At 72.8% G+C, this 22,626-nt stretch carries 19 protein-coding genes and 1 tRNA gene; 10 read left to right on the forward strand and 10 right to left on the reverse strand.

From position 1 onward, the window contains the following. Positions 1–142 precede the first annotated feature (142 nt). From ACH4DZ_RS07450 to ACH4DZ_RS07460, 3 genes are all read right to left on the reverse strand, one after another. Positions 143–1,630, reverse strand: a complete 1,488-nt coding sequence (locus tag ACH4DZ_RS07450; RefSeq protein WP_398285986.1) for a cellulose binding domain-containing protein — start codon at positions 1,628–1,630, stop codon at positions 143–145. 136 nt (positions 1,631–1,766) lie between these two features. Then, positions 1,767–3,209, reverse strand: a complete 1,443-nt coding sequence (locus ACH4DZ_RS07455) for a sensor histidine kinase (RefSeq protein WP_398285987.1) — start codon at positions 3,207–3,209, stop codon at positions 1,767–1,769. Then, positions 3,206–3,937: a response regulator transcription factor gene (locus ACH4DZ_RS07460; protein WP_248778995.1), complete on the reverse strand. Its 732-nt coding sequence runs from the start codon at positions 3,935–3,937 to the stop codon at positions 3,206–3,208. The genes ACH4DZ_RS07455 and ACH4DZ_RS07460 overlap by 4 nt, the downstream gene beginning before the upstream one ends. A 110-nt stretch (positions 3,938–4,047) precedes the next feature. On the opposite strand from ACH4DZ_RS07460, the gene ACH4DZ_RS07465 reads away from it, so the two are divergent. Then, on the forward strand, positions 4,048–4,605 hold the full coding sequence (locus tag ACH4DZ_RS07465) for a hypothetical protein (protein ID WP_398285988.1): 558 nt from the start codon (positions 4,048–4,050) through the stop codon (positions 4,603–4,605). A gap of 80 nt (positions 4,606–4,685) precedes the next feature. Here the strand turns inward: ACH4DZ_RS07465 and ACH4DZ_RS07470 are convergent, their stop codons facing one another. Both ACH4DZ_RS07470 and ACH4DZ_RS07475 read right to left on the reverse strand, forming a co-directional pair. Continuing rightward, positions 4,686–5,546 carry a spermidine synthase gene (locus tag ACH4DZ_RS07470; protein WP_398285989.1) on the reverse strand — a complete coding sequence of 287 codons (861 nt, stop codon included), beginning with the start codon at positions 5,544–5,546 and terminating at the stop codon, positions 4,686–4,688. A 274-nt stretch (positions 5,547–5,820) separates the two neighbouring features. Then, positions 5,821–6,231: a hypothetical protein gene (locus ACH4DZ_RS07475; protein ID WP_398285990.1), complete on the reverse strand. Its 411-nt coding sequence runs from the start codon at positions 6,229–6,231 to the stop codon at positions 5,821–5,823. A gap of 247 nt (positions 6,232–6,478) precedes the next feature. Here ACH4DZ_RS07475 and ACH4DZ_RS07480 point away from each other — a divergent pair, with 247 nt between their 5' ends. Continuing rightward, complete coding sequence (locus ACH4DZ_RS07480) at positions 6,479–7,966, forward strand: hypothetical protein (RefSeq protein WP_398286231.1); 1,488 nt, start codon at positions 6,479–6,481, stop codon at positions 7,964–7,966. Positions 7,967–7,973: 7 nt separating this feature from the next. On the opposite strand, the gene ACH4DZ_RS07485 is transcribed toward ACH4DZ_RS07480, so the two are convergent. After that, positions 7,974–8,570 (reverse strand): histidine phosphatase family protein, encoded by a 597-nt coding sequence (locus ACH4DZ_RS07485; RefSeq protein WP_398285991.1) that lies wholly within the window; start codon positions 8,568–8,570, stop codon positions 7,974–7,976. A 207-nt stretch (positions 8,571–8,777) separates the two neighbouring features. Between ACH4DZ_RS07485 and ACH4DZ_RS07490 the strand changes: the two genes are divergently transcribed. The 7 genes from ACH4DZ_RS07490 (at position 8,778) to ACH4DZ_RS07520 (ending at position 15,514) form a co-directional block, all read left to right on the forward strand. After that, the gene (locus tag ACH4DZ_RS07490; RefSeq protein WP_398285992.1) at positions 8,778–9,773 is read left to right on the forward strand and encodes a phosphatase PAP2 family protein; all 996 of its coding nucleotides are present in this window, start codon (positions 8,778–8,780) and stop codon (positions 9,771–9,773) included. Then, a complete protein-coding gene (locus ACH4DZ_RS07495) occupies positions 9,697–11,046 on the forward strand; it encodes a hypothetical protein (RefSeq protein ID WP_398286232.1) in 1,350 nt (449 codons plus the stop codon). The genes ACH4DZ_RS07490 and ACH4DZ_RS07495 overlap by 77 nt, the downstream gene beginning before the upstream one ends. Beyond that, positions 11,043–12,668 carry a hypothetical protein gene (locus ACH4DZ_RS07500; protein WP_398285993.1) on the forward strand — a complete coding sequence of 542 codons (1,626 nt, stop codon included), beginning with the start codon at positions 11,043–11,045 and terminating at the stop codon, positions 12,666–12,668. Before ACH4DZ_RS07495 ends, ACH4DZ_RS07500 begins: the two co-directional genes overlap by 4 nt. Then, positions 12,665–13,999: an AAA domain-containing protein gene (locus ACH4DZ_RS07505; protein WP_398285994.1), complete on the forward strand. Its 1,335-nt coding sequence runs from the start codon at positions 12,665–12,667 to the stop codon at positions 13,997–13,999. The genes ACH4DZ_RS07500 and ACH4DZ_RS07505 overlap by 4 nt, the downstream gene beginning before the upstream one ends. A 145-nt stretch (positions 14,000–14,144) precedes the next feature. Further along, complete coding sequence (locus ACH4DZ_RS07510) at positions 14,145–14,510, forward strand: hypothetical protein (protein ID WP_398285995.1); 366 nt, start codon at positions 14,145–14,147, stop codon at positions 14,508–14,510. Positions 14,511–14,799: 289 nt separating this feature from the next. Next, positions 14,800–15,450, forward strand: a complete 651-nt coding sequence (locus tag ACH4DZ_RS07515; protein WP_398285996.1) for a bifunctional DNA primase/polymerase — start codon at positions 14,800–14,802, stop codon at positions 15,448–15,450. After that, a tRNA-Lys gene (locus tag ACH4DZ_RS07520) sits at positions 15,441–15,514 on the forward strand. Before ACH4DZ_RS07515 ends, ACH4DZ_RS07520 begins: the two co-directional genes overlap by 10 nt. A gap of 79 nt (positions 15,515–15,593) precedes the next feature. Here the strand turns inward: ACH4DZ_RS07520 and ACH4DZ_RS07525 are convergent. Continuing rightward, the gene (locus tag ACH4DZ_RS07525; RefSeq protein WP_398285997.1) at positions 15,594–17,000 is read right to left on the reverse strand and encodes a M6 family metalloprotease domain-containing protein; all 1,407 of its coding nucleotides are present in this window, start codon (positions 16,998–17,000) and stop codon (positions 15,594–15,596) included. Between the two features lie 396 nt (positions 17,001–17,396). Between ACH4DZ_RS07525 and ACH4DZ_RS07530 the strand changes: the two genes are divergently transcribed. Next, positions 17,397–19,454 (forward strand): putative bifunctional diguanylate cyclase/phosphodiesterase, encoded by a 2,058-nt coding sequence (locus ACH4DZ_RS07530; protein ID WP_398285998.1) that lies wholly within the window; start codon positions 17,397–17,399, stop codon positions 19,452–19,454. A gap of 10 nt (positions 19,455–19,464) precedes the next feature. Here the strand turns inward: ACH4DZ_RS07530 and ACH4DZ_RS07535 are convergent, their stop codons facing one another. The 3 genes from ACH4DZ_RS07535 to ACH4DZ_RS07545 form a co-directional block, all read right to left on the reverse strand. Continuing rightward, positions 19,465–20,580, reverse strand: coding sequence for an LLM class flavin-dependent oxidoreductase (locus ACH4DZ_RS07535; RefSeq protein WP_398285999.1), 1,116 nt, complete (start codon positions 20,578–20,580; stop codon positions 19,465–19,467). A gap of 275 nt (positions 20,581–20,855) precedes the next feature. Then, positions 20,856–21,587 (reverse strand): decarboxylase, encoded by a 732-nt coding sequence (locus ACH4DZ_RS07540; RefSeq protein ID WP_398286000.1) that lies wholly within the window; start codon positions 21,585–21,587, stop codon positions 20,856–20,858. Beyond that, positions 21,584–22,405, reverse strand: a complete 822-nt coding sequence (locus ACH4DZ_RS07545) for a decarboxylase (protein WP_398286001.1) — start codon at positions 22,403–22,405, stop codon at positions 21,584–21,586. The genes ACH4DZ_RS07540 and ACH4DZ_RS07545 overlap by 4 nt, the downstream gene beginning before the upstream one ends. Between the last annotated feature and the right edge of the window lie 221 nt (positions 22,406–22,626).

Below are 22,626 nucleotides of genomic sequence, written 5' to 3' on the forward strand. Positions count from 1 at the left end.
CCCCGCGTACGCGTGTACGCGCGCCCCGGCCGGGTGGGGGGAAGGCCGGCCGGGGCGCGCGGCCCCCGCGCGGGCATGACCTCCTGCGGGGGCGTTCGGGTTCGCAGCTCGGGGGCTGCTTGTGGGGCTGTTCCCAGGTGGGCTACTTGTAGGCGGCGAAGGCCTTCGAGAAGGCGTTCGCGTCCTGGAGGATCGAGCTGCAGGTGGCGTCGGCGGAGGGCTTGGTGCCGCCCGCGCACTGCTTGTCGCGCGTGGCGGACCACAGGGAGAGCCAGCCGAGCCCCTTCGACTCGGCGAAGTTCACGAGCTGGGTGGCGTCCTCGACCTTGAAGACCTCCGACGCGACGTCGTTGACGCCGATCATCGGGGTGACGGCGACCGCCTTCCAGGCGGCGGAGTCGGAGAGGCCGAGGACTCCCTTGATCTGCGCCTGGGTCGCGGTGGCGGCCTGCTCGGCGTAGGTGCCCATGTCGTCGCTGTAGGCCGGTCCGTAGTCCATCGCCATGATGTTGACCGTGGCGATGCCGACGCCGTTCGCCTTGGCGTCGGCGAGCAGGCTCACCCCGTCCTGGGTGAGGCCCTCCGGCATGACGGGCAGGGTGAACGAGACGTCCAGGCCCGGGTGCTCGGCCTGCAGCTTCGCGATCGCCTGCGCCCGGCGGGTGTTGGCCGCCTTGTCCGGGAGCGCGCCGCCCTCCACGTCGAAGTCGACCTTCGTCAGGTCGTACGCGTCCACGGCCTTGCCGTACGCCGCCGCGAGGGCGTCCGCCGACGAGCAGTTCAGCGCCAGTTCGGAGCCGGACGCGCCGCCGAAGGAGACCCGGACGTCGCCGCCCTTGGCCCGGAGCGCGCCGATCTGCGCGGCGACCGCGTCGCCGCCGAGGTCCGTCACCCCGCCCCACTTGGGGGTGCAGCCGCCGCCGTCCGTGACGAAGGCGAGGTTGTACTCCTTCACCCCGGTGGCCGCGGAGTGGGCCAGCAGGTCGAAGGCGGGGTAGAGCGAGGTGTCGACGTAGGGCGCGAAGCCGGCGGTGGCGGCCGTGCCGCTGCCGGTGGTCCCGGAGGGCGTGGGGGTGGCGCTCGGGCTCCTGGTCGCGGTGGCCGTGGCGGTCGGCGTGGCCGTCGGGGTCGCGGTGGCCTTCGTCGGTTCCGGTGACGGGGACGAGGTCTGCGTCGGGCGGCCGGTGGGCTCCGGTGTCGCGCCGTCGTCCACCGAGCACTTGGCGCCGTCGACGAGACAGCCGGTCGGGTCGCCGGAGCCCCGCACCACGAAGCCGACGGTCACCGTCTCGCCCTTGGCGAGCCCGTCCTCGTCCCAGGACGGGGGCTTCACGGTGACGTGCCGGCCGCTCACCTTGGACTCGGCGTTCCACAGCGAGCTGAGCGTGGCGCCGGACGGCAGGTCGAACTCCAGTGTCCAGTCCGTCTTCGCACCGGCGCTGTCGTTGGCCACGACGTACTGCGCGGTGTAGCCCGTCGACCAGTCGCTGGTCTTCGTGTACGCGGCACCGACGCCCGCGGCCTGTGCCGTGCCGGAGAACATGAGCGCTCCGCCGCCGACCACGGCCGCGGCGACCACGCCCCCTATCGCCTTGTTCCTGCCACTGGCCATGCGCCGGTGCGTGCTCATCGCGTGCCTGCCTTCGCTGTACGGGGCCCCGGTTTCCCGTGAACGGGACCGAGGGTGGGGGTGCGGCAGCACGCTAGCGAGCCGGAAACCGGCAAAACGCCTGATCCGGACGGGACTTGTGGTTCTTAGGGTGCGCTTAAGGGAGGGATCGGGAACGGTTAAAGGTCGAGACCAATGTGGCGGGCCGACGGCGTCGCACCGCACCCCGGTGGCCGCGCCGTTCGGGCTCGCGCCCGTCCAGCTGGATCCAGATCCTGACCTCGGTGCCGCCCAGGACGGAACGGCCGATCCGCACGTCCCCGCCGGTCGACTCCGCGAGCCGGCTCACGATGTCCAGGCCGAGTCCGGTCGAGCCGTCGGCGCCGGAGCCGCGACCGCGCGCCATCGCGGCCCGCGGGTCGGCTATCCCCGGGCCCGCGTCCGAGACGAGGACGATCACCGCGTCCTCGCCGTTGTGCACGTCGACCGCGAAGGCGGTGCCCTCGGCCGTGTGCCGGAACACGTTCCCCAGCAGCGCGTCGAGCGCGGCGACCAGATCGGCGCGGGCCACGGGTATCCGTACGGGCCGGTCGACCCCGGCCACCCGGACCTTGCGGCCCTCGTCCTCGGCGAGCGCCGACCAGAAGTCCATGCGCTCCCGGACGACCTCGGCCGCGTCGCATCCGACACCGACGCCGACCGCGGCGGTCTGCGGCTTGGCGTCCCGGGCCGTGCGGATGATCGTGTCGACCTCGCGCTCCAGCTGGGCGACGGCGGCCCGGGTCTGCTCGGCGGCCGGCCCGTCACCGAGCGAGGCCGCGTTCAGCCGCAGCACGGTGAGCGGCGTACGCAGCCGGTGGGAGAGGTCGGCCGCCAGCTCCCGCTCGTTGGCCAGGAGTTGAACGACCTGGTCGGCCATGGAGTTGAAGGCGACCGCCGCGAGCCTCAGCTCGGTCGGCCCCTCCTCGGGCACCCGCGCGCCCAGCTTCCCCTCCCCCAGCTCGTGCGCGCTCTCCACCAGGCGCTGAGCGGGCTGCACCATCCGTACGCCGAGCCGGTCGGCCACCGCGACCGAGCCGACGATGAGCGCGACCCCGACCCCGGCGAGGACGGCCCAGGCCGTGCCCAGGCCGTTGGTGACCTCCGCCTCGGGGACGTACACCTCGACGACCGCGATCTCGCCCGAGCTGAGCGCGACGGGCTGCAGCAGCGTGGAGCCGCCGGGCACTTCGGTGGTGGAGGCCCGGCCCAGCTTCCGGGTCATGGCGATGTCCTTGTCGGCGGCACGCTGCCGCCCGATGTCGACGGCCTGCTGCCTGCCACCGGCACCGCCGGTGGCACCGGAGCCACCGCTGTCCCCGCCGGCCGGTATGTGCACGGCCATGCCCGCGTCCGAGGCGGCCGAGGCGACGACCCGCTCCAACTCGGCCCGGTCGGTGGTGATCGAGAGCGCGGGGGCGATGGCCGCCGCCTCCCGCTCGGCGTTCGAGAACGCGCGGTCCCTCGCCATCTCCCTGATCACCAGGCCCAGCGGGACCGCGAAGGCCACCACGACCATCGTGGTGACGGCCACACAGACCTTGACCAGCGCCCACCTCATCGCGCCGGCTCCGTGCCCGCCGGTCCGCGCAGCCCGCCCTGGCCCGGCGGCTCCAGCTTCACGCCGACCCCGCGCAGGGTGTGCAGATAGCGCGGCCTGGCCGCCGTCTCGCCCAGCTTCCGCCGCAGCCAGGACAGATGGACGTCGATGGTCTGGTCGTCCCCGTAGGACTGCTGCCACACCTCGGCCAGCAGCTCCTTGCGCGCCACGACGACACCGGGCCGCCCCGCGAGGAAGGCCAGCAGGTCGAACTCGCGCCGGGTCAGATCCAGTCGTACGCCGTCCAGTTCGGCCTGGCGGCGCAGCGGGTCGATGGCGAGACCGCCGACCCTGAGCTGCGGCGAGGGCGGCGGCTCCGAGGCAGAGGACCGGGCCCGGCGCAGGACCGCCGCCATCCTCGCCGACAGGTGCTCCACCGAGAACGGCTTGGTCAGGTAGTCGTCCGCGCCGTCGTTCAACAGGCGGACGATCTCCGTCTCGTCGTCCCGCGCGGTCGCCACGATCACGGGCACGTCGGTGATGCCGCGCAGCATCTTCAGCGCCTCCGACCCGTCCAGGTCGGGCAGGCCGAGATCCAGGATCACGACGTCGAAACGGAAATGGGCGACCTCGCGCAACGCCTCAAGGGCCGTACCGACACTGCGCACCGTGTGCGTGGCCTCGGTCAGATGCCGGATGAGGGCGGAGCGTACGAACTGGTCGTCCTCGACCACGAGCACACTTGCCATGAGCGGCACCGTACGCCATACGGGGAGGGCCGGTCCGGGGCCTGTGGACAACTTCCAAGCCTGTGGACACACGGGACACGGACGGGGCTCGTGGGGCAGGATGGCCCGCGATGCGCAGAGGACTCATACACGTACTGGCTTGGTCGCTCGCCACGGGCGCGGCGGTCACGCTCTCGTGGTGGGGTGTGCACACGGTCATGACCGGGACGGCCTACGATCCCCCGCGGGCGCTGCCGATCACGGCGGACGGGACCACGCAGGGGGCGAAGCCGCTGTCGTCCTCGACGAGTCGGCCGGAGTCCCCGGCGGGGCCGGCGGCCTCGCCGTCGAGGAGCCGGTCGCCGCGCGCCAGCGGTTCGGCCTCGGCCGCGCCCTCGGCTTCGCCGTCACCGTCGCCGTCGCGTTCGAAGCCGGTGAGTGCCGCTCCGCCGAGCGCGGGGGTCTCCGGCGAGGTGAAGAGTTACGACACCGACGGGGGGCGGGCCGTCTTCGCCCTCGGGACGTCGTCGGCGTCGCTGGTGTCCGCGACGCCCGCGTCGGGGTGGTCGATGCAGGTGTGGAAGACGGAGACGTGGATCCGGGTGGAGTTCTCGTCCGGGGCGGACCGGGTGTCGGTGTTCTGTACGTGGCACGACTCGGCGCCGCGCGTCGAAGTCAACGATTACTGAGGGTTCTGGTCTTGTCTGCCGGCCCGGTGGGGGCTGGTCGCGAAGCTCCCCGCGCCCTTTACGGGGCCGACTGTTGCGCCTTACCGGAAAACTGACGGCGGGGGTGCCGGGGACGCCACTGCCGACGCGTCCGTCACGGGGGTCGCTCCGCCGGTGAAGTCCCGTAGTGCCCTGCCGTGTTCGACTCTGGCCGGGTGGGGGTCGGAGGCCGCGCGGCGGGTCAGTTCCGCTACGGGCAGTGGCCGGTCGGAGGCGACCAGGACCGCGTTGCCGAAGCGTTTGCCGCGCAGGACCGTGGGGTCGGCGACGAGCGCGAGTTCGGGGAAGACGCCGGCCGCGGTGGCGATCTGGCCGCGCAGATGCGCCAGGGGCGGACCGTCGGCGAGGTTGGCGGCGTACAGACCACCGGCCTTCACGACCCTGCGCACCTCGGTGAGGAACTCTCCGGACGTCAGATGCGCGGGCGTTCGCGCCCCGCTGAACACGTCCGCGATGACCAGGTCGGCCCAGCCGTCCGGCACCTTGGCGAGCCCTTCACGTGCGTCGACGGACCGCACCCGGATCCGGGCGTTCGGGTCCAACGGCAGCGCACGCCGGACCAGTTGGACGAGGGCCGCGTCCCGTTCGACGACCTGCTGGGTGGAGCGGGGGCGGGTGGCGGCCACGTACCGGGCGAGGGTGAGGGCGCCACCGCCGAGGTGCACGGCGTGCACGGGCCGGCCGGGCGGGGCGACGAGGTCGATGACGTGCCCGAGGCGGCGCTGGTACTCGAAACTCAGATACGCCGGATCGTCGAGGTCGACATGCGACTGCGGAGCCCCGTCGATGAGCAGCGTCCACCCCCGGGCCCGCTCCCGATCGGGCAGCAGTTCGGCCAGCCCCCCATCGACCTCTTCGACAACGGCCGCACTCGCCACACGCCGACTCTTCCCCTTACCCATCCCCCCATTATCGGCCAAGCGAAAGAACCCACCCCAGCACACCAGCCCACCCAAGGAACGCGGAGAACGGCACAACCTTCGGCTCCCAGGGGCGCAGGGAACGGCGCAATCTTTTGTCTTTCAGGGGCGCGGGGAACGGCGCAATCTTTGCTTTTCGGGGGCGCGGGGAACGGCGCAATCTTTGGCCTTCAGGGGCGCGGGGAACGGCGCGACCAGCCACGACGCACCCGCACCCGACCCCGAGACACCAAGCCCCCCGAACCCCCTGCCACCCTCAACGGCAGTTGTCCGCGGCCTCGATCAACCGAGCCGCCTCCCCCAACGCCGCCCGCAGCACCGCAGGATCCGTGGCCGGCTCCGCCTCCCCCGGCGGCAGCAGCCAGTCCGACCCCTCGACGGGCGGCTCGGGCGCCGGCCGGACCCCCCGCCCGTCGGTCCGCGTACACGTACTGCCCGGGACGTCCCAGGCGGAAGCCGTACCGGGCGGCACCAGAAACCCCAGGGTGTCGCAGTTGTCGTCGTGCAGTACGGGCCCGACCGCCTCGGCGGGAGCGCCCCGCCGCAGGATGTCGACGGCCTCCAGCCCCTGCCGGGCGGGCACGGTGACGAGGTCACAAGGGCCCCCGCGGCCTTCGCTCTGCCTGGTCTCCACCACGGAACCCCTCCTCGATCGAGCACGCCACATTGTTCAACGCTGCACAGCCTCAACGGCTACGGCGAAACTCGGCCGCAAAGGATGGCAGTTCATGGCGGATCAGGGATGAGATATCCGTTTTGTAGCCAAACCCCGTGTGGTGGACTCGTCACAGCGGGTACGTTCGTGCCCGCCGGAAACAGCGGGTGCGGCTCGATCGCCCACATGATCAACCCGCTCCGATCCCGGCCTGGTTCGACGGTTCGCGAGAGAGGGCCCGGCCATGGCGTCGTCACCGATGACCTCGTCGTCCCAGTCACCTCAGCCGCCACGCCCACTTCGGCCGAATCTCGCCTTCCGGCGCCTGCGCGGGCAGCGCTCGCCGGGCGAGTTCGCCGCCGCCGTGCGGCGGGCGGCCCGGGAGATCGACGAACGGGTCAGCTGCGACGCGCGCTACATCGGGCGCGTCGAGGCGGGCGAGATCCGCTGTCCCAACTACGCGTACGAACGGGTTTTCCTGCACATGTTCCCCGGCCGGACACTGACCGACCTGGGGTTCGTGCCCCGTTCGGCGGTACGTGGACGGGGGGCGCGCACCGCCGAGGTGGCGCCCGCTCCGCGCACCACGAGCCCGCTGTCCGCCCCGCATGAGACGGACGGGGCGTACGAGCCGTATGTGACGACACACGACTCGTATGCGCCGCACGACCCGCACGACCCTCACGACCCGCACGAGATCGACGATCAGAACCACGAGGAGAGCGACGTGCAACGTCGCGCATTCATGAGCGGCGGCACCGCCACGGTGACGGCCGCCTCGCTGGGCCCCTGGGGGCTCGTGTTCGGCGGCACCGCCGAGGCCGCGCCACGTTCCGTGCGCCGGGCCGGCGAGGCCGAGGCGGGGGCGCTGGAAGAGGCCGTCCGCAAGATCCGCGTGCTGGACGACCGGCACGGCGCCGACGGCCTGTACCGGAGGGCGGCGGCTCCGCTGCGGGCCGCCTACGCCCTGCTGGACGCCGGCGCCGCACGGCGGGCGACCACCGAGCGGCTGCACACGGGGGCCGGTGAACTGGCCATCTCGGTCGGCTGGCTGGCACACGACTCGGGGCGGTTCGACGACGCCCGCTCGCACTACGCGGAGGCGCTCGCGACGGCCCGGGTGGCCAGGGACCCGGCCCTGGAGGCGCACGCCTTCTGCAACACGTCCTTCCTCGCCCGGGACGCGGGACGGCCCCGCGAGGCGGTACGGGCGGCCCAGGCCGCGCAGTACGCGGCGCGCCCCCTGGGCTCGGCCCGGCTCCTGTCGCTGCTCGCGCTGCGCGAGGCGGGCGGCTGGGCGGGGCTGGCCGACCGGACGGGCTGCGAGCAGGCACTGACCCGGGCGCAGGCCCTGTACGGGCGGGGCTCCTGTGACGCCGACCCGGAGTGGATGAGCTTCTACGGGGACGCCGAACTGGCGGGCCTTGAGGCGCAGTGCTGGTCGACGCTCGGCGACTGGCAGCGCGCCGCCCACCAGGCACGCCGGGCGACCCGGCTCCAGGACCCGCACTTCACCCGCAACCTCGCGCTGTACACGGCCGAACTCGCCGACGACCTGGCCCGCGCCGGACACCCCGACGAGGCCGCCGCGGCCGGGCTGCGTGTCCTGGACCTGCTGGACGAGGTCCAGTCGTCCCGGGTGCGGACCATGCTGGCGGGGACGGCCAGGGTCCTGCTGCCGCACCGCCGCGCGTCGGGTGTGGCGGACTTCCTGGAACGGCACGGGGCCCTGCCGCGACCGGCCTAGGCCGGGCCTACGGGATCAGGTGGCCGCAGTCGTTCCAGGTCTCGATCGCGGGCTCTCCGTAGGCCCAGCCAAGGACCGAGAGGGACGTGGGGTTGAGGCGGACGCGGGCCGCGAAGTCGATGTCCAGGCCGAGCCAGCGGGCGCCGATCGAACGCAGGATGTGGCCGTGGGCGAAGACCAGCACGTCACGTTCCCCGGCGCGGACCCGCTCCACGACCTCGTCCGCACGCGCGGAGACCTCGGCGAGGGTCTCGCCCCGGGGCACACCGTCCCGCCAGATCAGCCAGTCGGCACGGTCGGCACGGATCTCGTCGGGGGTCAGGCCCTCGTACGCCCCGTAGTCCCACTCCATGAGCGCGTCCCAGGGGGTCGCCCGGTCCGCGAAGCCGGCGATCTCGCACGTCTCGCGCGCGCGTGCCAGCGGGCTGGTGAGGACCTCCGCACCGGGGAGCCCGTCCAGCGGTGCCCGGTGCAGGCGCTCGCCGAGCAGTTTCGCGCCGCGTCTGCCCTCGTCCAGCAGCGGGATGTCGGTCCTGCCGGTGTGCTTGCCGGACAGCGACCATTGCGTCTGTCCGTGCCGGGCCAGCAGGATGCGCGGTGCCATGAAAGGGCCTTTCGGGGAAACTCGGGCGGTGAACCGCGGAAGAACGAGGGATGGATCACTTCCCATCATCGCGCACGTGCGCGAGAAGCAACCCGGGGGCCGATCTCCGCGTCTTTGAGCACCGGGGGCGCCCCCACAGGGGAAGCGCACAGACCGTACATTGGTCCGCGGCACTGCGGGCGGGGGAGCAGGAGGCGGAGGAATCGGATGCTGCGGACCGATGAACCAGTCAGCGAGGCGGCATCACGAATCCGCCTCCGCTGGTGGACCGAGCTGCCCCTGATCCTGCTGGTGTACGGGGCGTACTCGGCGGGACGGCTCCTCGCGCGCGGAGACGTGACCCATGCCGTCGACCACGGCCTGGCGATCCTGCGGGTGGAGAAGTTCTTCTTCCTGAACGCCGAGCACCCGCTGAACCGCCTGTTCACCCGCGAACCCTGGCTCGGCATCCCGGCGGACTTCTGGTACGCGTCGCTGCACTACATGGTGACGCCCGCCGTCCTCATCTGGCTGTTCCGCTCCCGCGCGGTGCGCTACCGGGCCGCCCGGACCTGGCTGATGACGTCCACGTTCATGGGCCTGATCGGTTTCACCCTGCTGCCGACCTGCCCGCCGCGGCTGCTGTCGGCGAGCCACGGATTCGTCGACACGATGGCCCAGTACAGCGACTACGGCTGGTGGGGCGGCGAGGCGAGCGCACCCCGCGGACTCGGCGGCATGACGAACCAGTACGCGGCGATGCCGAGCCTGCACTGCGGCTGGGCCCTGTGGTGCGGCGTGATGCTCTGGATGTACGGCGGCACGCGGCTCACCAAGATCGCGGGCGTCCTGTACCCGCTGATCACGACGATCGTGGTGATGGGCACCGCCAACCACTACTTCCTGGACGCGGTCGCGGGCTTCGCGGTCATGGGCGTCGGATTCCTGCTCGTCCGGCCGGTGCTGCGGCTCGCGGACACGTTCCGGACGCGGTTCGGATTCAGCCCCTTCGCACCGGCCCCCGGGGGTTCCCCCGCCGCTCCCCCGGCCGCCGCGCACGACACAGGTTCCTCAATTGTCAGTGCGGGGTGCCAGACTTCGCCGGGTGAGCGACTTCCCCGACAGCGCAAGGTCCCAGCCACCCCGGGTGCCGCCGAGCCGGGAGCCGAACCGGCAGTCAGTCCCGTCGACTCGGAGGACGAGACTCCGGCAGCGGCTCGCTGAGCTGCGCGGCCCGGCCGTCCCACCGCAGCCGCTGGACGCGCGCGCCCTCGCGGCGCTCGCGGCGAACCCGGGGTGCCGCCGGCGCGCGATCCTCGACGGCGCGGGCGTGAACAAGGCGGTGCTGGCGAGCGCGCTCGGCTCGCCGTCGGCCTTCGGGCAGTCGCAGTTCGCGTTCATGCGGGGCAACGCCTTCGAGGCGCGGGTCAAGGCCGACGGGGGCGCGGAGCTGCTGCGGCTGGTGCACGAGAAGCTGGACGCGGGGGCCGAACCGCCTGCCGGCGGCACGGTTCCCGACCTCGGCGCCGTCGGCCCCGAGGGGCGCACGGCCCGTACGGCGCTGGCGCTGCGCGAGGCCACCGCGGCGGGCGGCTGGACGCTGCTCGACCACCCGCTGCTCGCCCTGGAGGTGGCGGGCTCCCCCGCCTTCCTGGAGCCGGACGCGGTGGTCGTGCACCCCGGCGGCGGCTGGACGGTCGTCGAGATCAAGTCCTTCCCGATGCTGGACGGTTCGGCGGACGCGGCCAAGGTCGGCGCGGCGGCCCGCCAGTCCGCGGTGTACGTCCTGGCGCTGGAGCAGGTCGCGGCCCGGCTCGACCCCGCGCCCGAGGTCCACCACACGGTGCTGCTGGTCTGCCCGAAGGACTTCTCCAACCTGCCCACCGCGTCGGCCGTGGACGTCCGCAAGCAGTGCTCGGTGACCCGCCGCCAGCTGGACCGCCTCACCCGTGTCGAGGACATCGCCGACGCGCTCCCCGAGGGCACCTGCTTCTCCCCCGACCTCCCCGCCGCCGAGCTGACGGCCGCGGTGGAGTCGGTCCCGGCGACCTACGCCCCCGAGTGCCTCGCCGCCTGCGAACTGGCCTTCCACTGCCGCGCCCACTCCCGCGCCGAGGGCGCGGTCACTTCCCTGGGCCGCTCCCTACGTGCGGAACTCGGCGCCCTGAGCACGGTCACCGACGTCCTCTCGGCGGCCCACGGCCACACCGGCGACCCCACGGACCCGACGGTGGAGACCCTGCGCAGAGCGGCAACCCTCCGAGCAGAGGCCCTGGCCACACCAAGCCCCGCAAGGGGCGCGGGGAACGGCGCGACCAGCCACAACGCCGCAGCACCCGACGACCAACCCCAGCCCCCGCCCCAAAGGGGCGCGGGGAACTGCGCGACCAGCCACGACGGCGCCGCAGGCGACACACCACCGCCCGCGCAGCGAACCACGCAGCGAACCACTCAGCGGAGCGCCCTGCCGCAACCCGGGCGATCGGGGCCGTCATGACCCTGATCACCACACTCGCACGGCTGGAAGCCGTGAACACCGGCCGAGCCCAGCCCCTCGCCACCGTCCGCCACCGCCACCTCACCGACCATCCCCTGGTTCTCGTCCCGCTCACCACCGCGGGAGAGGCCGGCGCCCCGCTCGGCGCACTGGTCGGCACGGACCGCGACGCCCCGCGCCTCCTCGTCGTGCCGCAGCCCCGCGACCGCGACCTCCGCTTCGCGTTCCTCGCCGAGCTCGCGGACATCGTCCTGCCCTACATCGACGCCTACGCGGACGACGTCGAGGCCGCCGAGCGCAACGAGACCGACCCGGAGACCGGCAAGCGGGTCAAGGTGGAGGTCGAACTGTGCGCGGACGCACCGCAGCTGATCGTCCCGGGCCGGGCCGGCATCGAACTCGTACGACTGCTGGGGCGTTCCATGCGGTTCAGGCGCACCGCCGAGCAGGACCCGGAGACCCCGTATCCGGCGCCGCCGCGCGTGCCGCTGCTCGGGAGGTGGCTCACGCACTACGGGGAGCGGGCCCGGGTGCCGGGTTCGTCGCTCCTCACGGCTCTCACCGACGCCCTGTCCCGGCACTGGGCCACCGGCCAGTCCTCCCTGGAGGACCAGCACCTCGGCGCGCTGCTCGGGTGGATCGACCCGCCGCGGGGCGAGTCCGGCGCCGAGGCGGCGGTGCGGGCCGAGCTGCTGCGGGACGCCCAGGGCCAGCTCGTCTGCCCGCCCGCCGGGCCGGCCACCGACCCGGCCTTCGACAACAAGCTGCTCGCCCCCGCCATCGAGCGCTACGACCGCGCGCGTACGGCGCTCGCGGCCGCCGAGGACGGTGTCGAGGCGGACGACCGGCTCGGTGAACTCACCGCGGCCGAGCGGCACATCCACGAGCTGGTGGCCAGCCGCACCCGTCCCACCTGGGACGCGGTGTGGCACGGCCTCGATCTGCTGCGGGCCCTGCCCGAAGGCCCGCGCGCGGCCGACCGCTGGACCCGCGACCGCTGGTCGTTCACCGGCCACCGGGACCGGGTCCTCGCCGGCGAGCCACCGCAGCCGCGCCGCGACGACGCGGTCACGGCGGCGAACAAGCTCGCCACGCGCGAGCGCGAACAGGCCAGGCTGGAGGCGCAGGAGGCCCTCGACGACCCGCTTGTCATGGCCGGGCGCCGGCTCGGGGGTGAGGCCTTCGCGGGTGAGGTCACCGATGTGGTGATGGCGTACAGCGAGGGGAAGCGGGCCGCCCCGCGCCCCCTGGTGACCGTGCGGACGGACGACCGGCCGCATCTCGGCGAGCGCGCGAAGGTCTACCGCTCGCTCGGCGGGAAGCCTCAGTCGGCCGAGTTCGTCGGGTACGAGCGGGACGAGGGGCACGACCCCGCCCGGGAGGACGGCGGCACCCTCGTCGTGCTGCGGATCCTGGACAAGATGGGCCGCGGCAAGGAGCCCGAGCCCGGTTCCGTACCGGAGAAGGGCGATCCGCTCTGCTTCACGCTCTTCGAGCACGAGCAGCGGGGCGGCGCGAAGCTGCCCGAGCCGGAGGACACGCCGTGGACGCATGGCGGGCCGCCGGGAGAGACCGACGCCGCCCCGCCGCCCGACGCCGTGACCCCGGAGGACGTTCTGTGACCACCGTGTTCGACCCGGGGGCCGAGGCCGCCCGCGCCACCGACGCGATCCTGCGCGACACCCTGCACGGGGCGCACCGCGGGGTCGTGGTCGACTCGCCTCCCGGCGCGGGCAAGTCCACGCTCGTCGTACGGGCCGCGCTGGAACTGGCCGAGGCGGGGCGCCCGCTGATGGTCATCGCCCAGACGAACGCGCAGGTGGACGACCTGGTGCTGCGGCTCGCCGAGAAGAACCCGGAGCTGCCCGTCGGCCGCCTGCACAGCAGCGACTCCGACCCGTACGACAAGGCACTCGACGACCTGCCGAACGTACGCAAGTCCGCGAAGGCGGGCGACCTCGCCGGGCTCGACGTGGTCATCTCGACGGCCGCGAAGTGGGCGCACGTCAAGGGGGTCGAGCCGTGGCGGCACGCGATCGTCGACGAGGCGTACCAGATGCGTTCGGACGCGCTGCTCGCCGTGGCCGGGCTGTTCGAGCGGGCGCTGTTCGTGGGCGACCCGGGCCAGTTGGACCCGTTCGCGATCGTCGGCTCGGAGCAGTGGGCGGGCCTGTCGTACGACCCCTCGGCCTCGGCCGTGACGACCCTCCTCGCCCACAATCCGGAGCTGCCGCAGCACCGGCTGCCGGTCTCCTGGCGGCTTCCCGCCTCCGCGGCGCCGCTGGTCTCGGCCGCGTTCTACCCCTTCACACCGTTCCGCAGCGGTACGGGCCACGGCGACCGGCTGCTCACTTTCGCGGTGCCGTCGGACGGTTCGGGCCCCGACCGCGTCATCGACGAGGCGGCCGAGTCGGGCTGGGGCCTGCTGGAACTCCCGGCCCGGCACACCCCGCGTACGGACCCGGAGGCGGTCCGGGCCCTCGCCCTGGTCGTACGCCGACTGCTGGACCGGGGCGGCGCCGCGACCTCGGAGCGGTCTCCCGACGCGGCGCCGCTGACGGCCGACCGCATCGCCGTCGGCACGGCCCATCGCGACCAGGCGGCGGCCGTCCGGGCGGCGCTGGCCGAGCTGGGTGTCCCGGAGGTGACGGTCGACACGGCGAACCGGCTGCAGGGGCGCGAGTTCGACGTGACCGTCGTCCTGCACCCCCTGTCGGGGCGCCCCGACGCGACGGCCTTCCATCTGGAGACGGGCCGCCTGTGCGTGCTGGCCTCGCGCCACCGGCATGCCTGCATCGTCGTGTGCCGCGCCGGTGTCACCGACCTCCTGGACGACCACCCGTCGACGGAGCCGGTGCAACTGGGCGTCACGGTGAAGTTCCCGGACGGCTGGGAGGCGAACCACGCGGTGTTCTCGCATCTGTCTGAACACCGGGTGGCGTGGCAGTCGTAAGGGAGCGTGTACGCGTAAGCGTGTTCGGGGGTTCGGGGGTTCAGGGGCGTGCGTCGGGGCCGGTGGCCCTCTTGCGCGGTCAAGGGACAATGGACGCTGGCCCGCCCACGAGGACGGGCCGACCGCTGTACGAGGAGGAGAAGTCATGGCGGAGCCCACGCCGCGTCGGAACGAGCCGCGGCTTCGCCCCGCGCCGCTGCTCTTCGAGCCCGCGGCGGCGGCGACCGATCCGGAGCACTTCTTCGACCTGGAGTCGATCGACGATCCGCGGGCGTTGCTGGCCCGCTCCACGGAGTTGGCGCTCGCGTTTCGCGCGGCGACCGATCGGGCCGTGGAGTTCCAGGCGATGGCCGCGGCGCAGCTTGCGGATCCTCGTCGGTTCGACCGGCTCACCCCGGCGGAGGTCGCTGCGCGGGCCGAGTGGACCGAGGACTATGCGAGGAAGATGGTGGAGTTCGGGCGGGAGTTGTTGCGTGGGGCGGATGCGGAGGGGTATGCGGATCCCGTCTGATCGCCTCCGGCGGGGGGTGTTCGTCGGGTGCGGGTCCGTTGTGGCCGGTCGCGCCGTTCCCCGCGCCCCTTGAAGGCCGCAGGATTGCGCCGTTCCCCGCGCCCCTCGAAAGACGAAAGACTGCGCCGTTCCCCGCGCCCCTTGAACGACACAAGATGGCGCCGTTCCCTCGCCCCTGGCCGGGGCTGGCATATGCCAGGTGGGCAAGATACTGCACTTCTTTCTCTCCTGTCCTGGGTTTTCGCAACTCTGTGGATGTGGGTGATCACGGCGGGTAGACCTGGGTGGCATGAGCATCTTTGGGAACCACGCCGGGTCCGAGGTCACCGGAGTCACCCCCGAGGGCGCGGCCTGGCTCGCCTCGGCAGGAACGTATCCGCGTAGTACCCGCGTCCTCTGGGACGACCGGCCCACCGCCCCGGTGGTCCTCGCCTGCGGATCCGCCTTCGACGTCGTCAACGCCCCCGCCCTGTTCGGGCGCCACATGCTGGACCGGCTGTGGGACGAGGGGCCGGGCTCGGGCCCCGTGGCCGCCCACCGGGGCCGGATGCTCCTGTTCGCCGCCCCCGGCACGGCGCAGCGCCTGCCCTCGCTGCTGGAGTGGGAGGAGTGGGGATCGGGCGGCGCCTCGGAGCGGGGCCGGGCCATCCCACCGCTCCTGTGTCACGGCACCGGCGACGCGGTGACCGTCCCCGCCCCGGCCCCCCTCGCCCCGCCGGTGCCGGCCGCCGCCACCCGCCTCGGCTCCCGCTGGCTGGTCGCCCCCGACACCCGCACTCCCTGGCTGCCGGGGCCGGAGATCATGCTGTGGGCGGCGGTACGAGCGGCCCGGTCAGCGGCCCGGCGACTGCTGTCGGAGCCCTCCCCCACGGCGCCGATATCGATTTTTCCTCCCGCCGATCAGGATGCTAAGGTCTACGACGTCAGCAGGCGCCGCTAGCTCAGTTGGTTAGAGCAGCTGACTCTTAATCAGCGGGTCCGGGGTTCGAGTCCCTGGCGGCGCACAGACGGTGGGAAGCCCCTCGCGGAAGCGGGGGGCTTTTCGCATGCCCGCCCGCACGCCCGCTCGCATGCCAGCGCCGCCTAAAGGCTGTCCCGGTCGTCGTCCCGACCGGTCGAGATCGTCACCGTCCACGCCCCCGACGCCGTCCGGTCCACCACCTCGACCCGGACGTCCTCCCCGGGCACGGTGAAGCTCTCCCCGAGGCCGACCGGGGCGTCCGCCAGGGGGGCGTAGACCGAGTCGGCCCAGCAGGTCCCGGAACCGGGGTGCGCGTCGACCACCTCGATCGGCCCGCGACCGGACTCCGCCCCGCCGCGCACGCGGTAGACGAGCACGCCCTGCGAGCAGGCCTCCTCGTCGTTGCCGGCCGGTCCCCGCACCTCGAAGGCGAGGGCGCTGTCCCGTGCGGTCCGCACCACCGCCAGCTTCGTCCCGCCCGCCGTCCCGAACCCCGCCCACCCCGGCTCGGACATCGGCTCGGACATCGACTCGGAGCCCGGCTCGGACATCGGCGCGCCCGCCGCGATGCCGCCCGCCGCAGCCACCCCGGACCCCGCCGCCAGCGGCTCCAGCGTCAGTCGCGTACCCCGCGCGCCCGCGTCCCGTACGCACGCCACCTGACGTGGTTCCAGCCACCCGAGCTTCCATTTGTGCCAGCCGAAGAGGTCGGGGGCGAGTCCGAACTGGCTGCCCATGAGGTCCCAGTCGCCGACGTACGTGTCCCAGTCGCCCTTGCCGTCGACGGGCCGGTGGTAGAGGTCGGGCAGATCGAAGACGTGGCCGGTCTCGTGGGCCAGGACCAGCCGGTCCGGCGGGTGCTTCTCGAACACCGTGACGACCCGGCGGATGTCCGTCCCGTCGGCCCGCAGCGGCACGTCCATGTTCACCACCTTCGTCGCGTCCGAGTCGACTCCGGGAGCATCGGGATCGGCGACGAAGTAGACGACGTCGTAGCGGGAGAAGTCGACCCGGCTGTCCGCCACCGCGAGGGCGTCCCGCAGATACGCGGAGCGCGAGGCCGCGTTCCAGTCCCGCTGTATGGCGTACGCGGTCGACGGCCGCGGCATCCGGATCCATTCGCGCAGCGGGTGCGGGCGCAGCTGGAACTTTCCGTACGAGGCCCGTTCGAAGAAGCGGCTGGTGGCCGGGAAGTAGTCGGCCGTCAGTTCGGCGGGCCTGGTCAGCGGTGCGGCGTCCGGGAAGGAAAGGAAGACCATCACCGCGTCCAGGCGGCGTGCGGGCCGCGGATAGGCCGCGTTCCAGGTGTCCACACCCTCGGAGTGGTGGGCCGCGGTCCGTTTCAGCGCGCACGGCATCGAGAGCGGCACGGCGGCCGTGGGGACCGCCAGGGAGGTGGCCGCGAGCGCCGCCATGGAGGTGCACACGGCCGCGGGCACGCGCCAGCCGTGACCGGTCCACACCTGCCCGCGCCAACGGGGTCGGCCCCCGCCACGGGTGAGCCCCTTGAGGGGGAGCAGACGCGGCACGTCGACCTCCGGATGCGGAATTCGGGATACCGCAACCAGCCTGTGACGATTTGTTCTTCTACGCCCTGTTTATCTGATCCAAAGGAGTGAGAGGGCCGACACCCGACCGAGAACTTGGGGGGAGCATCAGGGGGGCGCCAGGACGCGCCGACACCCCGAGCACTCACGGAACGTCACAAGTGATCGACCAGTGATGGAACCTGTCCAGGTGCGGGCAGAAACGATCTGTCAGAAAGGGGTGCCCTTCCGGGACACTGGACGGTAGCTGGAAGGCCTAACGGCCAGCCTCTATGATCGGCACACTTTCCTGCGCGGACACGGCTGGAGCGGCCGTCCACCACCGGCCGACCCCCGACGAGACCTGTACGACGAACGAGTGCACAGCGGGAGCGAACGGTGAGCGGAACGTCCGATGGACCGGCGCCCACGGCAGACCTCGTGCGGTCGGCCGTCACAGAGAGTCGCACAACGAGCTCTCTTCGTGCCGGGACCCTTTCTCATGAGGAACGGGCTCGACGTGTCGAGCCCCTGGTAGAGCCCCTGATCGACGCCCCCGTCGATCTGTCGGCCGCACTTCCGGTCGGCCTCTCGTCCAAGTTCCCGGTCGGTCTGGCCGCGGGGCTTCCGGCGAGGCTGTCGGCCGCCGCCCCGGCCGGACTCCCGTCGCACCCGGAGGGCGGGTCCGGGGCCGGTACGGGCGTCGACGGCCGTACGTTTCGAGCCACCTTCGCCGCCGCGCCCCTCGCGATGGCCGTCGTGGACCGCGAGGGCCGGGTCGTCACGGCCAACGACACGCTGGCCGCGCTGCTCGGCACGGGTTCCGACGGGAACGGCCTCACCGGCCGGATCGCCGCCGACCTGGTGGACCTCGCCTCCGACGCCCGTACCTGGCACGCGTACCGCGAGGTGCTCCGCGGCCGGCAGGCCCGGCTCCGCTGCACCCGACGCCTCAAACACCCCGACGGCCACTCCCTCTGGGCTCAGGTGACGGTCAGTCCGCTGCCCGAGGAGGAGCGGGCGGTGCTGATCTCGGTCTCCGACATCAGCGGCCGCCGGGAGCTCCAGGCCCGGCTGCGGCATCTGCAGATGCACGACCCGGTGACCCGGCTGCCCAACCGCACCCTGTTCTTCGAGCGCCTCTCGGCCGCGCTGGAGGCCGAGGCGTACGAGGAGTCCGGCACCGGCCGGATCGGGCTGTGCTACCTGGACCTGGACGGATTCAAGGCCGTCAACGACACGCTCGGTCATCGCGTCGGCGACCGGCTGCTGGCGGCCGTCGCCGAACGGCTGACCCGCTGCGCGAACGAGGCCGGGTACGCGAGAACCGCCACCCCGCTGGTCGCCCGGCTCGGCGGCGACGAGTTCGCGCTGCTGGTCGAGGACTCGACGGGCACGGAACAACTCGCGGACCTGGCCGATTCCGTGCTCAAGTCCTTGCAGGTGCCCTTCGACCTGTCCGGGCAGCGGCTGTCGGTCTCGGCCTCGATCGGTGTGGTGGAGCGGCACGCGGCCGGCACCACCGCGACCGGTCTGATGCAGGCCGCCGACACCACGCTGTACTGGGCGAAGGCCGACGGCAAGGCCCGCTGGACGCTCTTCGACCCGGAGCGCAACGCCCACCGCATGACCCGCCAGGCGCTCTCCTCCACGCTGCGTCCCGCGGTCGAGCGCGGGGAGTTCGCCCTGGAGTACCAGCCGCTGGTCTGCATGGAGGACGGCGTGGTGCGCGGCGTCGAGGCGCTGGTGCGATGGAACCATCCTCAGTTCGGCACACTGACGCCGAATCGGTTCATCGGACTGGCCGAGGAGGACGGGTCGATCGTGCAGCTGGGCCGCTGGGTGCTGGCCACCGCCTGCCGGCAGGCCCGCCGCTGGCAGCTGGAGCGCCCGGACGCGGAGCCGATCTTCGTCAGCGTGAACGTGGCGGTACGGCAGGTCTGGGACTCCGACCTGGTGTCCGACGTGGCGGCGATCCTCGCGGAGACCGGCCTCGCCCCGCATCTGCTCCAGCTGGAGCTGACCGAGTCGGCGGTGATGGGCTCCGCGGGCCGGCCCCTGCAAGCGCTCCAGGCGCTCAGCGACATGGGCGTGGGCATCGCCATCGACGACTTCGGCACGGGCTACTCGAACCTCGCCTACCTGAGCCGGCTGCCGGTCTCGGTGCTGAAGCTCGACGGGTCGTTCGTCCGGGGCTTCCAGTACGAGAGCGGGGAGTACGAGGGCGCGGACGGCGCGGGAGCGCCGCCCAACCCCGCCGACGAGGTCGTCGTCGAGGCGATGATCCAGCTCGCGCACCGGCTCGGCCTCACCGTCACCGCCGAGTGCGTGGAGACGGCGGGCCAGGCCACCCGGCTGCGGCGCATCGGCTGCGACACCGGCCAGGGATGGCTGTACTCCCGGCCGGTGGCGCCGGATCGTATCTCCGCGCTCCTGTCGGCGGCGGCCGTCCCGTAGGGCCCGGAGCCTAGGACACGTCCTGGGCGGGCAGCCCGTACGCGTCCGCGATCAGTTCGTACGAGCGCAGGCGTACGGCGCCGCTGTGGGCGTTGGCGGTGAGCATCAGCTCGTCGGCGCCGGTGCGCTTCTGCAGGTCGTCGAGACCGGAGCGGACCTCGTTGGCGCTGCCGTGGACGACGTTCGCGTTCCAGGAGTCGACGAACTCCCGCTCCATCGGACTGAAGTCGTACGCCTCCGCCTCCTCCGGGGTGGGGACCAGGCCCGGGCGGCCGGTGCGCAGGCGGACCATGTTCAGCGCGGCGGCCTCGACCTGCCGGCGGGCCTCCTTCTCGTCGTCCGTCGCGAGGGCGGAGACGCCGATGAGGGCGTAGGGCTCGTCGAGCACGGCCGACGGCCGGAAGGACTCCCGGTAGAGGTCGAGCGCCGGGACGGTGTTCTGCGCCGAGAAGTGGTGCGCGAAGGCGAAGGGCAGACCGAGGGTGCCGGCGAGGCGGGCGCTGAAGCCGGAGGAGCCGAGGAGCCACACGGGCGGGCGGTGCGGGGACTGGACACCGCCGGGCGAGGTCGCCTGGACCGGTCCCGGGACCGCGTGGATACGGGCGTACGGGTGGCCGTCCGGGAAGTCGTCGTCCAGGAAGCGGGTCAGTTCCGCGAGCTGCTGGGGGAAATCGTCGGCGCCCTCGTTCAGCCGGTCCGAACGGCGCAGGGCCGCGGCCGTGGCGCCGTCCGTGCCCGGGGCCCGGCCGAGGCCGAGGTCGATACGGCCCGGGGCCATCGCTTCGAGCGTGCCGAACTGCTCCGCGATGACCAGAGGGGCGTGGTTCGGCAGCATCACGCCGCCGGAGCCCAGGCGGATGCGGCTCGTGTGGGCGGCCAGGTGGGCGAGGATCACGGCCGGTGAGGAGGAGGCGACGCCCGGCATGGAGTGGTGCTCGGCCACCCAGTAGCGGTGGAATCCGCGGGCCTCCGCGAGGCGGGACAGCTCGACCGCGGTCCGCAGGGACTCGGTCGCGGTGTGGCCTGCGCCGACTGTGACCAGGTCCAGGACGGAGAGGGGGGTGGGGGCGGCGCCCTTCGCTTCCGCTCGGATGTCGCTGGTCTCGGTGGGCGTGTGGTCCGCCACGGGGGCCTCCTGTTGTTGCTCGCGATGTCCGCGAGTCCCTAACAGGAGGTTGGCTCCGCTTATTCCCTCGCCCCCGCCGCCCCTACCCGTTCCCGTCACGTACTCGGGGGCGCTGCCCCCGAACCCCCGGTCCTCAAACGCCGGACGGGCTGAGATGTCCGCCGGTCCGGGGACATCTCAGCCCGTCCGGCGTTTGAGGACAAAGGGGGGCGAGGGGGCGCAGCCCCCCTGCGTGGACGGGAACGGGTAGGGGCCGCGGGGGCGAGGGAAACCTCCTACGCCTGCACAGGGCGCTGCCTCGTGAAGAGTGCGCCCAGTTCCGGCGCGTTCACCCGCCGGTCGGCGAGCCGCAGGGCCTCCCACACGGTGACCTGGTTGGCGGTCAGCACCGGCTTCCCCAGCGCCGCCTCCAGCGCGGGCAGACAGCCCGCCGTATGCAACGCGGTGTCCGGCAGCAGCACCACCTCCGCCTCGGAGTGATCGGCCGCGCGCGCCAGCGCGAGCACCTCCGCCTCCCCCCAGGTCCCGACCTCCGCCGCCGTGATGATCCCGGAGCCGCGCACCGAGACGACCTCGAAGCCCCCGTCCGTCAGGAACGACGAGAACAGCACGGCCACGTCGTCCGGATACGTCGCCCCGATCGCGACCCGCTTCACCCCCAGCTCCGCCACCGCGTGGGCGAACGCGAAGGACGTGGAGGAGGCCGGCAGCCCCGCCGCCAGGGCCAGGGCGCGGACCTGGTCGTGGGCGCCCTGCCAGCCGTACACGAAGCTGCCGCTGGTGCAGGCCCAGACCACCGCCTCGGCCCCGGACAGCCGCAGCTCCTCGACCCCGGCGGCGAGACGGGCGGCCGAGCCCATCTCCATGAGCGCGTCCACGCGGTGGGCGTCCTCGCCGATGTCCGTGTGGACGATCTGGAGGCGGATGTCGCTGCCGAGGAGCTGCTCGACGCGCGGGTAGTCGTCCTCGGCCGAATGGCCCGGGTAGAGGAATCCGAGAGCCGTCATGCCCAACCTTCCTGTTCTTCCGGTAGTGCGGGCGGTACGGGCCGCGCTCGCGCCGATGCGTCGATCAGCGCCTGGTACGGCCCTACCGCCCGAGTACCCAGGTGACGCAGTGCGGCCCACATCGTGACCTGGTTGGCCGAGATCACCGGGATGCGCAGCTCGGCCTCCAGCTGCGGGATGACGTCGTAGGTCGGGAGGTTGGTGCAGCTGATGAAGAGCGCGTCGGCGGCCCCGCACACCGCGCCGCGGGCCATGTCGACGACATCGCGGTACGGGACCTTCCAGATGTGCCTGGTCAGACCCATGTAGGCGCGCCCGGTGACGGTGATGCCCGCCTCGGCGACGTACTCCTCCAGTGACTGGGTGACGGAGACGGTGTACGGCGTGACGAGCGCGATCCGGCGCACGCCCAGTTCCTCCAGCGCCTCCAGGAGGGCGCCGGACGTGGTCACGGACGGCAGCTCGCCGGCCCGGGTCATGGCCTCGCACATGGCGCGCTCCCCGGCGATCCCGCCGACGAAACTGCCGGACGTGCAGGCGTAGGCGACGATCTCGGGCTGGACGGCGTTCAGCGCGCGCACCGCGTCGCCGAGCGTCTCGTGCTCGCTGACCAGGCGCGCCAGGTCGAGGCTGACCTCGACGGGCACGAACGGTGTACGGGTGAGGTGCAGCGACACCTCGTCGGGCACCCATCGCCACAGTTCGCGGTCGAGGGCGAAGTCGAAGGGAGCGACGACGCCGACACCCCGTTGCGGATGGGGGCCCCTCCCACGCCCTTCGGGCAGTGGGGGAGGTCCACCAAGGAAGGAGACGTCCATGAGCAGCCCCAAACTCGGATCGAGCGAGTGGTGGAGATCGGCCGCGAGGCCTGCCTGGCAGCCGGGGGAGGACGGAAGCCGGCGCGTGCCGGGACGTCGGGACAGAGACGGACGGCCCCCGGAACCCCTGGGAGACAAGCCCGTGTTGACGAAGGTAGGTTCGGGTGCGAGCGTGGTCAATCCGCCCATCTCAGACGACGTGCCCCAGGTCCCGCGGCAGT

This window comes from Streptomyces sp. NPDC017991 (assembly GCF_044328075.1).
Lineage (GTDB): Bacteria > Actinomycetota > Actinomycetes > Streptomycetales > Streptomycetaceae > Streptomyces.

What these genes read in the sequence shown, in the direction of transcription:
- ACH4DZ_RS07450 (WP_398285986.1), bottom strand. Translation starts at nt 1,630, where the DNA reads ATGAGCACGCACCGGCGCATGGCCAGTGGCAGGAACAAGGCGATAGGG.
- ACH4DZ_RS07540 (WP_398286000.1), bottom strand. Translation starts at nt 21,587, where the DNA reads ATGACGGCTCTCGGATTCCTCTACCCGGGCCATTCGGCCGAGGACGAC.
- ACH4DZ_RS07500 (WP_398285993.1), top strand. Translation starts at nt 11,043, where the DNA reads ATGACCCTGATCACCACACTCGCACGGCTGGAAGCCGTGAACACCGGC.
- ACH4DZ_RS07515 (WP_398285996.1), top strand. Translation starts at nt 14,800, where the DNA reads ATGAGCATCTTTGGGAACCACGCCGGGTCCGAGGTCACCGGAGTCACC.
- ACH4DZ_RS07510 (WP_398285995.1), top strand. Translation starts at nt 14,145, where the DNA reads ATGGCGGAGCCCACGCCGCGTCGGAACGAGCCGCGGCTTCGCCCCGCG.
- ACH4DZ_RS07455 (WP_398285987.1), bottom strand. Translation starts at nt 3,209, where the DNA reads ATGAGGTGGGCGCTGGTCAAGGTCTGTGTGGCCGTCACCACGATGGTC.
- ACH4DZ_RS07490 (WP_398285992.1), top strand. Translation starts at nt 8,778, where the DNA reads ATGCTGCGGACCGATGAACCAGTCAGCGAGGCGGCATCACGAATCCGC.
- ACH4DZ_RS07460 (WP_248778995.1), bottom strand. Translation starts at nt 3,937, where the DNA reads ATGGCAAGTGTGCTCGTGGTCGAGGACGACCAGTTCGTACGCTCCGCC.
- ACH4DZ_RS07470 (WP_398285989.1), bottom strand. Translation starts at nt 5,546, where the DNA reads ATGGGTAAGGGGAAGAGTCGGCGTGTGGCGAGTGCGGCCGTTGTCGAA.
- ACH4DZ_RS07545 (WP_398286001.1), bottom strand. Translation starts at nt 22,405, where the DNA reads ATGGACGTCTCCTTCCTTGGTGGACCTCCCCCACTGCCCGAAGGGCGT.
- ACH4DZ_RS07475 (WP_398285990.1), bottom strand. Translation starts at nt 6,231, where the DNA reads ATGTGGCGTGCTCGATCGAGGAGGGGTTCCGTGGTGGAGACCAGGCAG.
- ACH4DZ_RS07480 (WP_398286231.1), top strand. Translation starts at nt 6,479, where the DNA reads ATGACCTCGTCGTCCCAGTCACCTCAGCCGCCACGCCCACTTCGGCCG.
- ACH4DZ_RS07465 (WP_398285988.1), top strand. Translation starts at nt 4,048, where the DNA reads ATGCGCAGAGGACTCATACACGTACTGGCTTGGTCGCTCGCCACGGGC.
- ACH4DZ_RS07485 (WP_398285991.1), bottom strand. Translation starts at nt 8,570, where the DNA reads ATGGCACCGCGCATCCTGCTGGCCCGGCACGGACAGACGCAATGGTCG.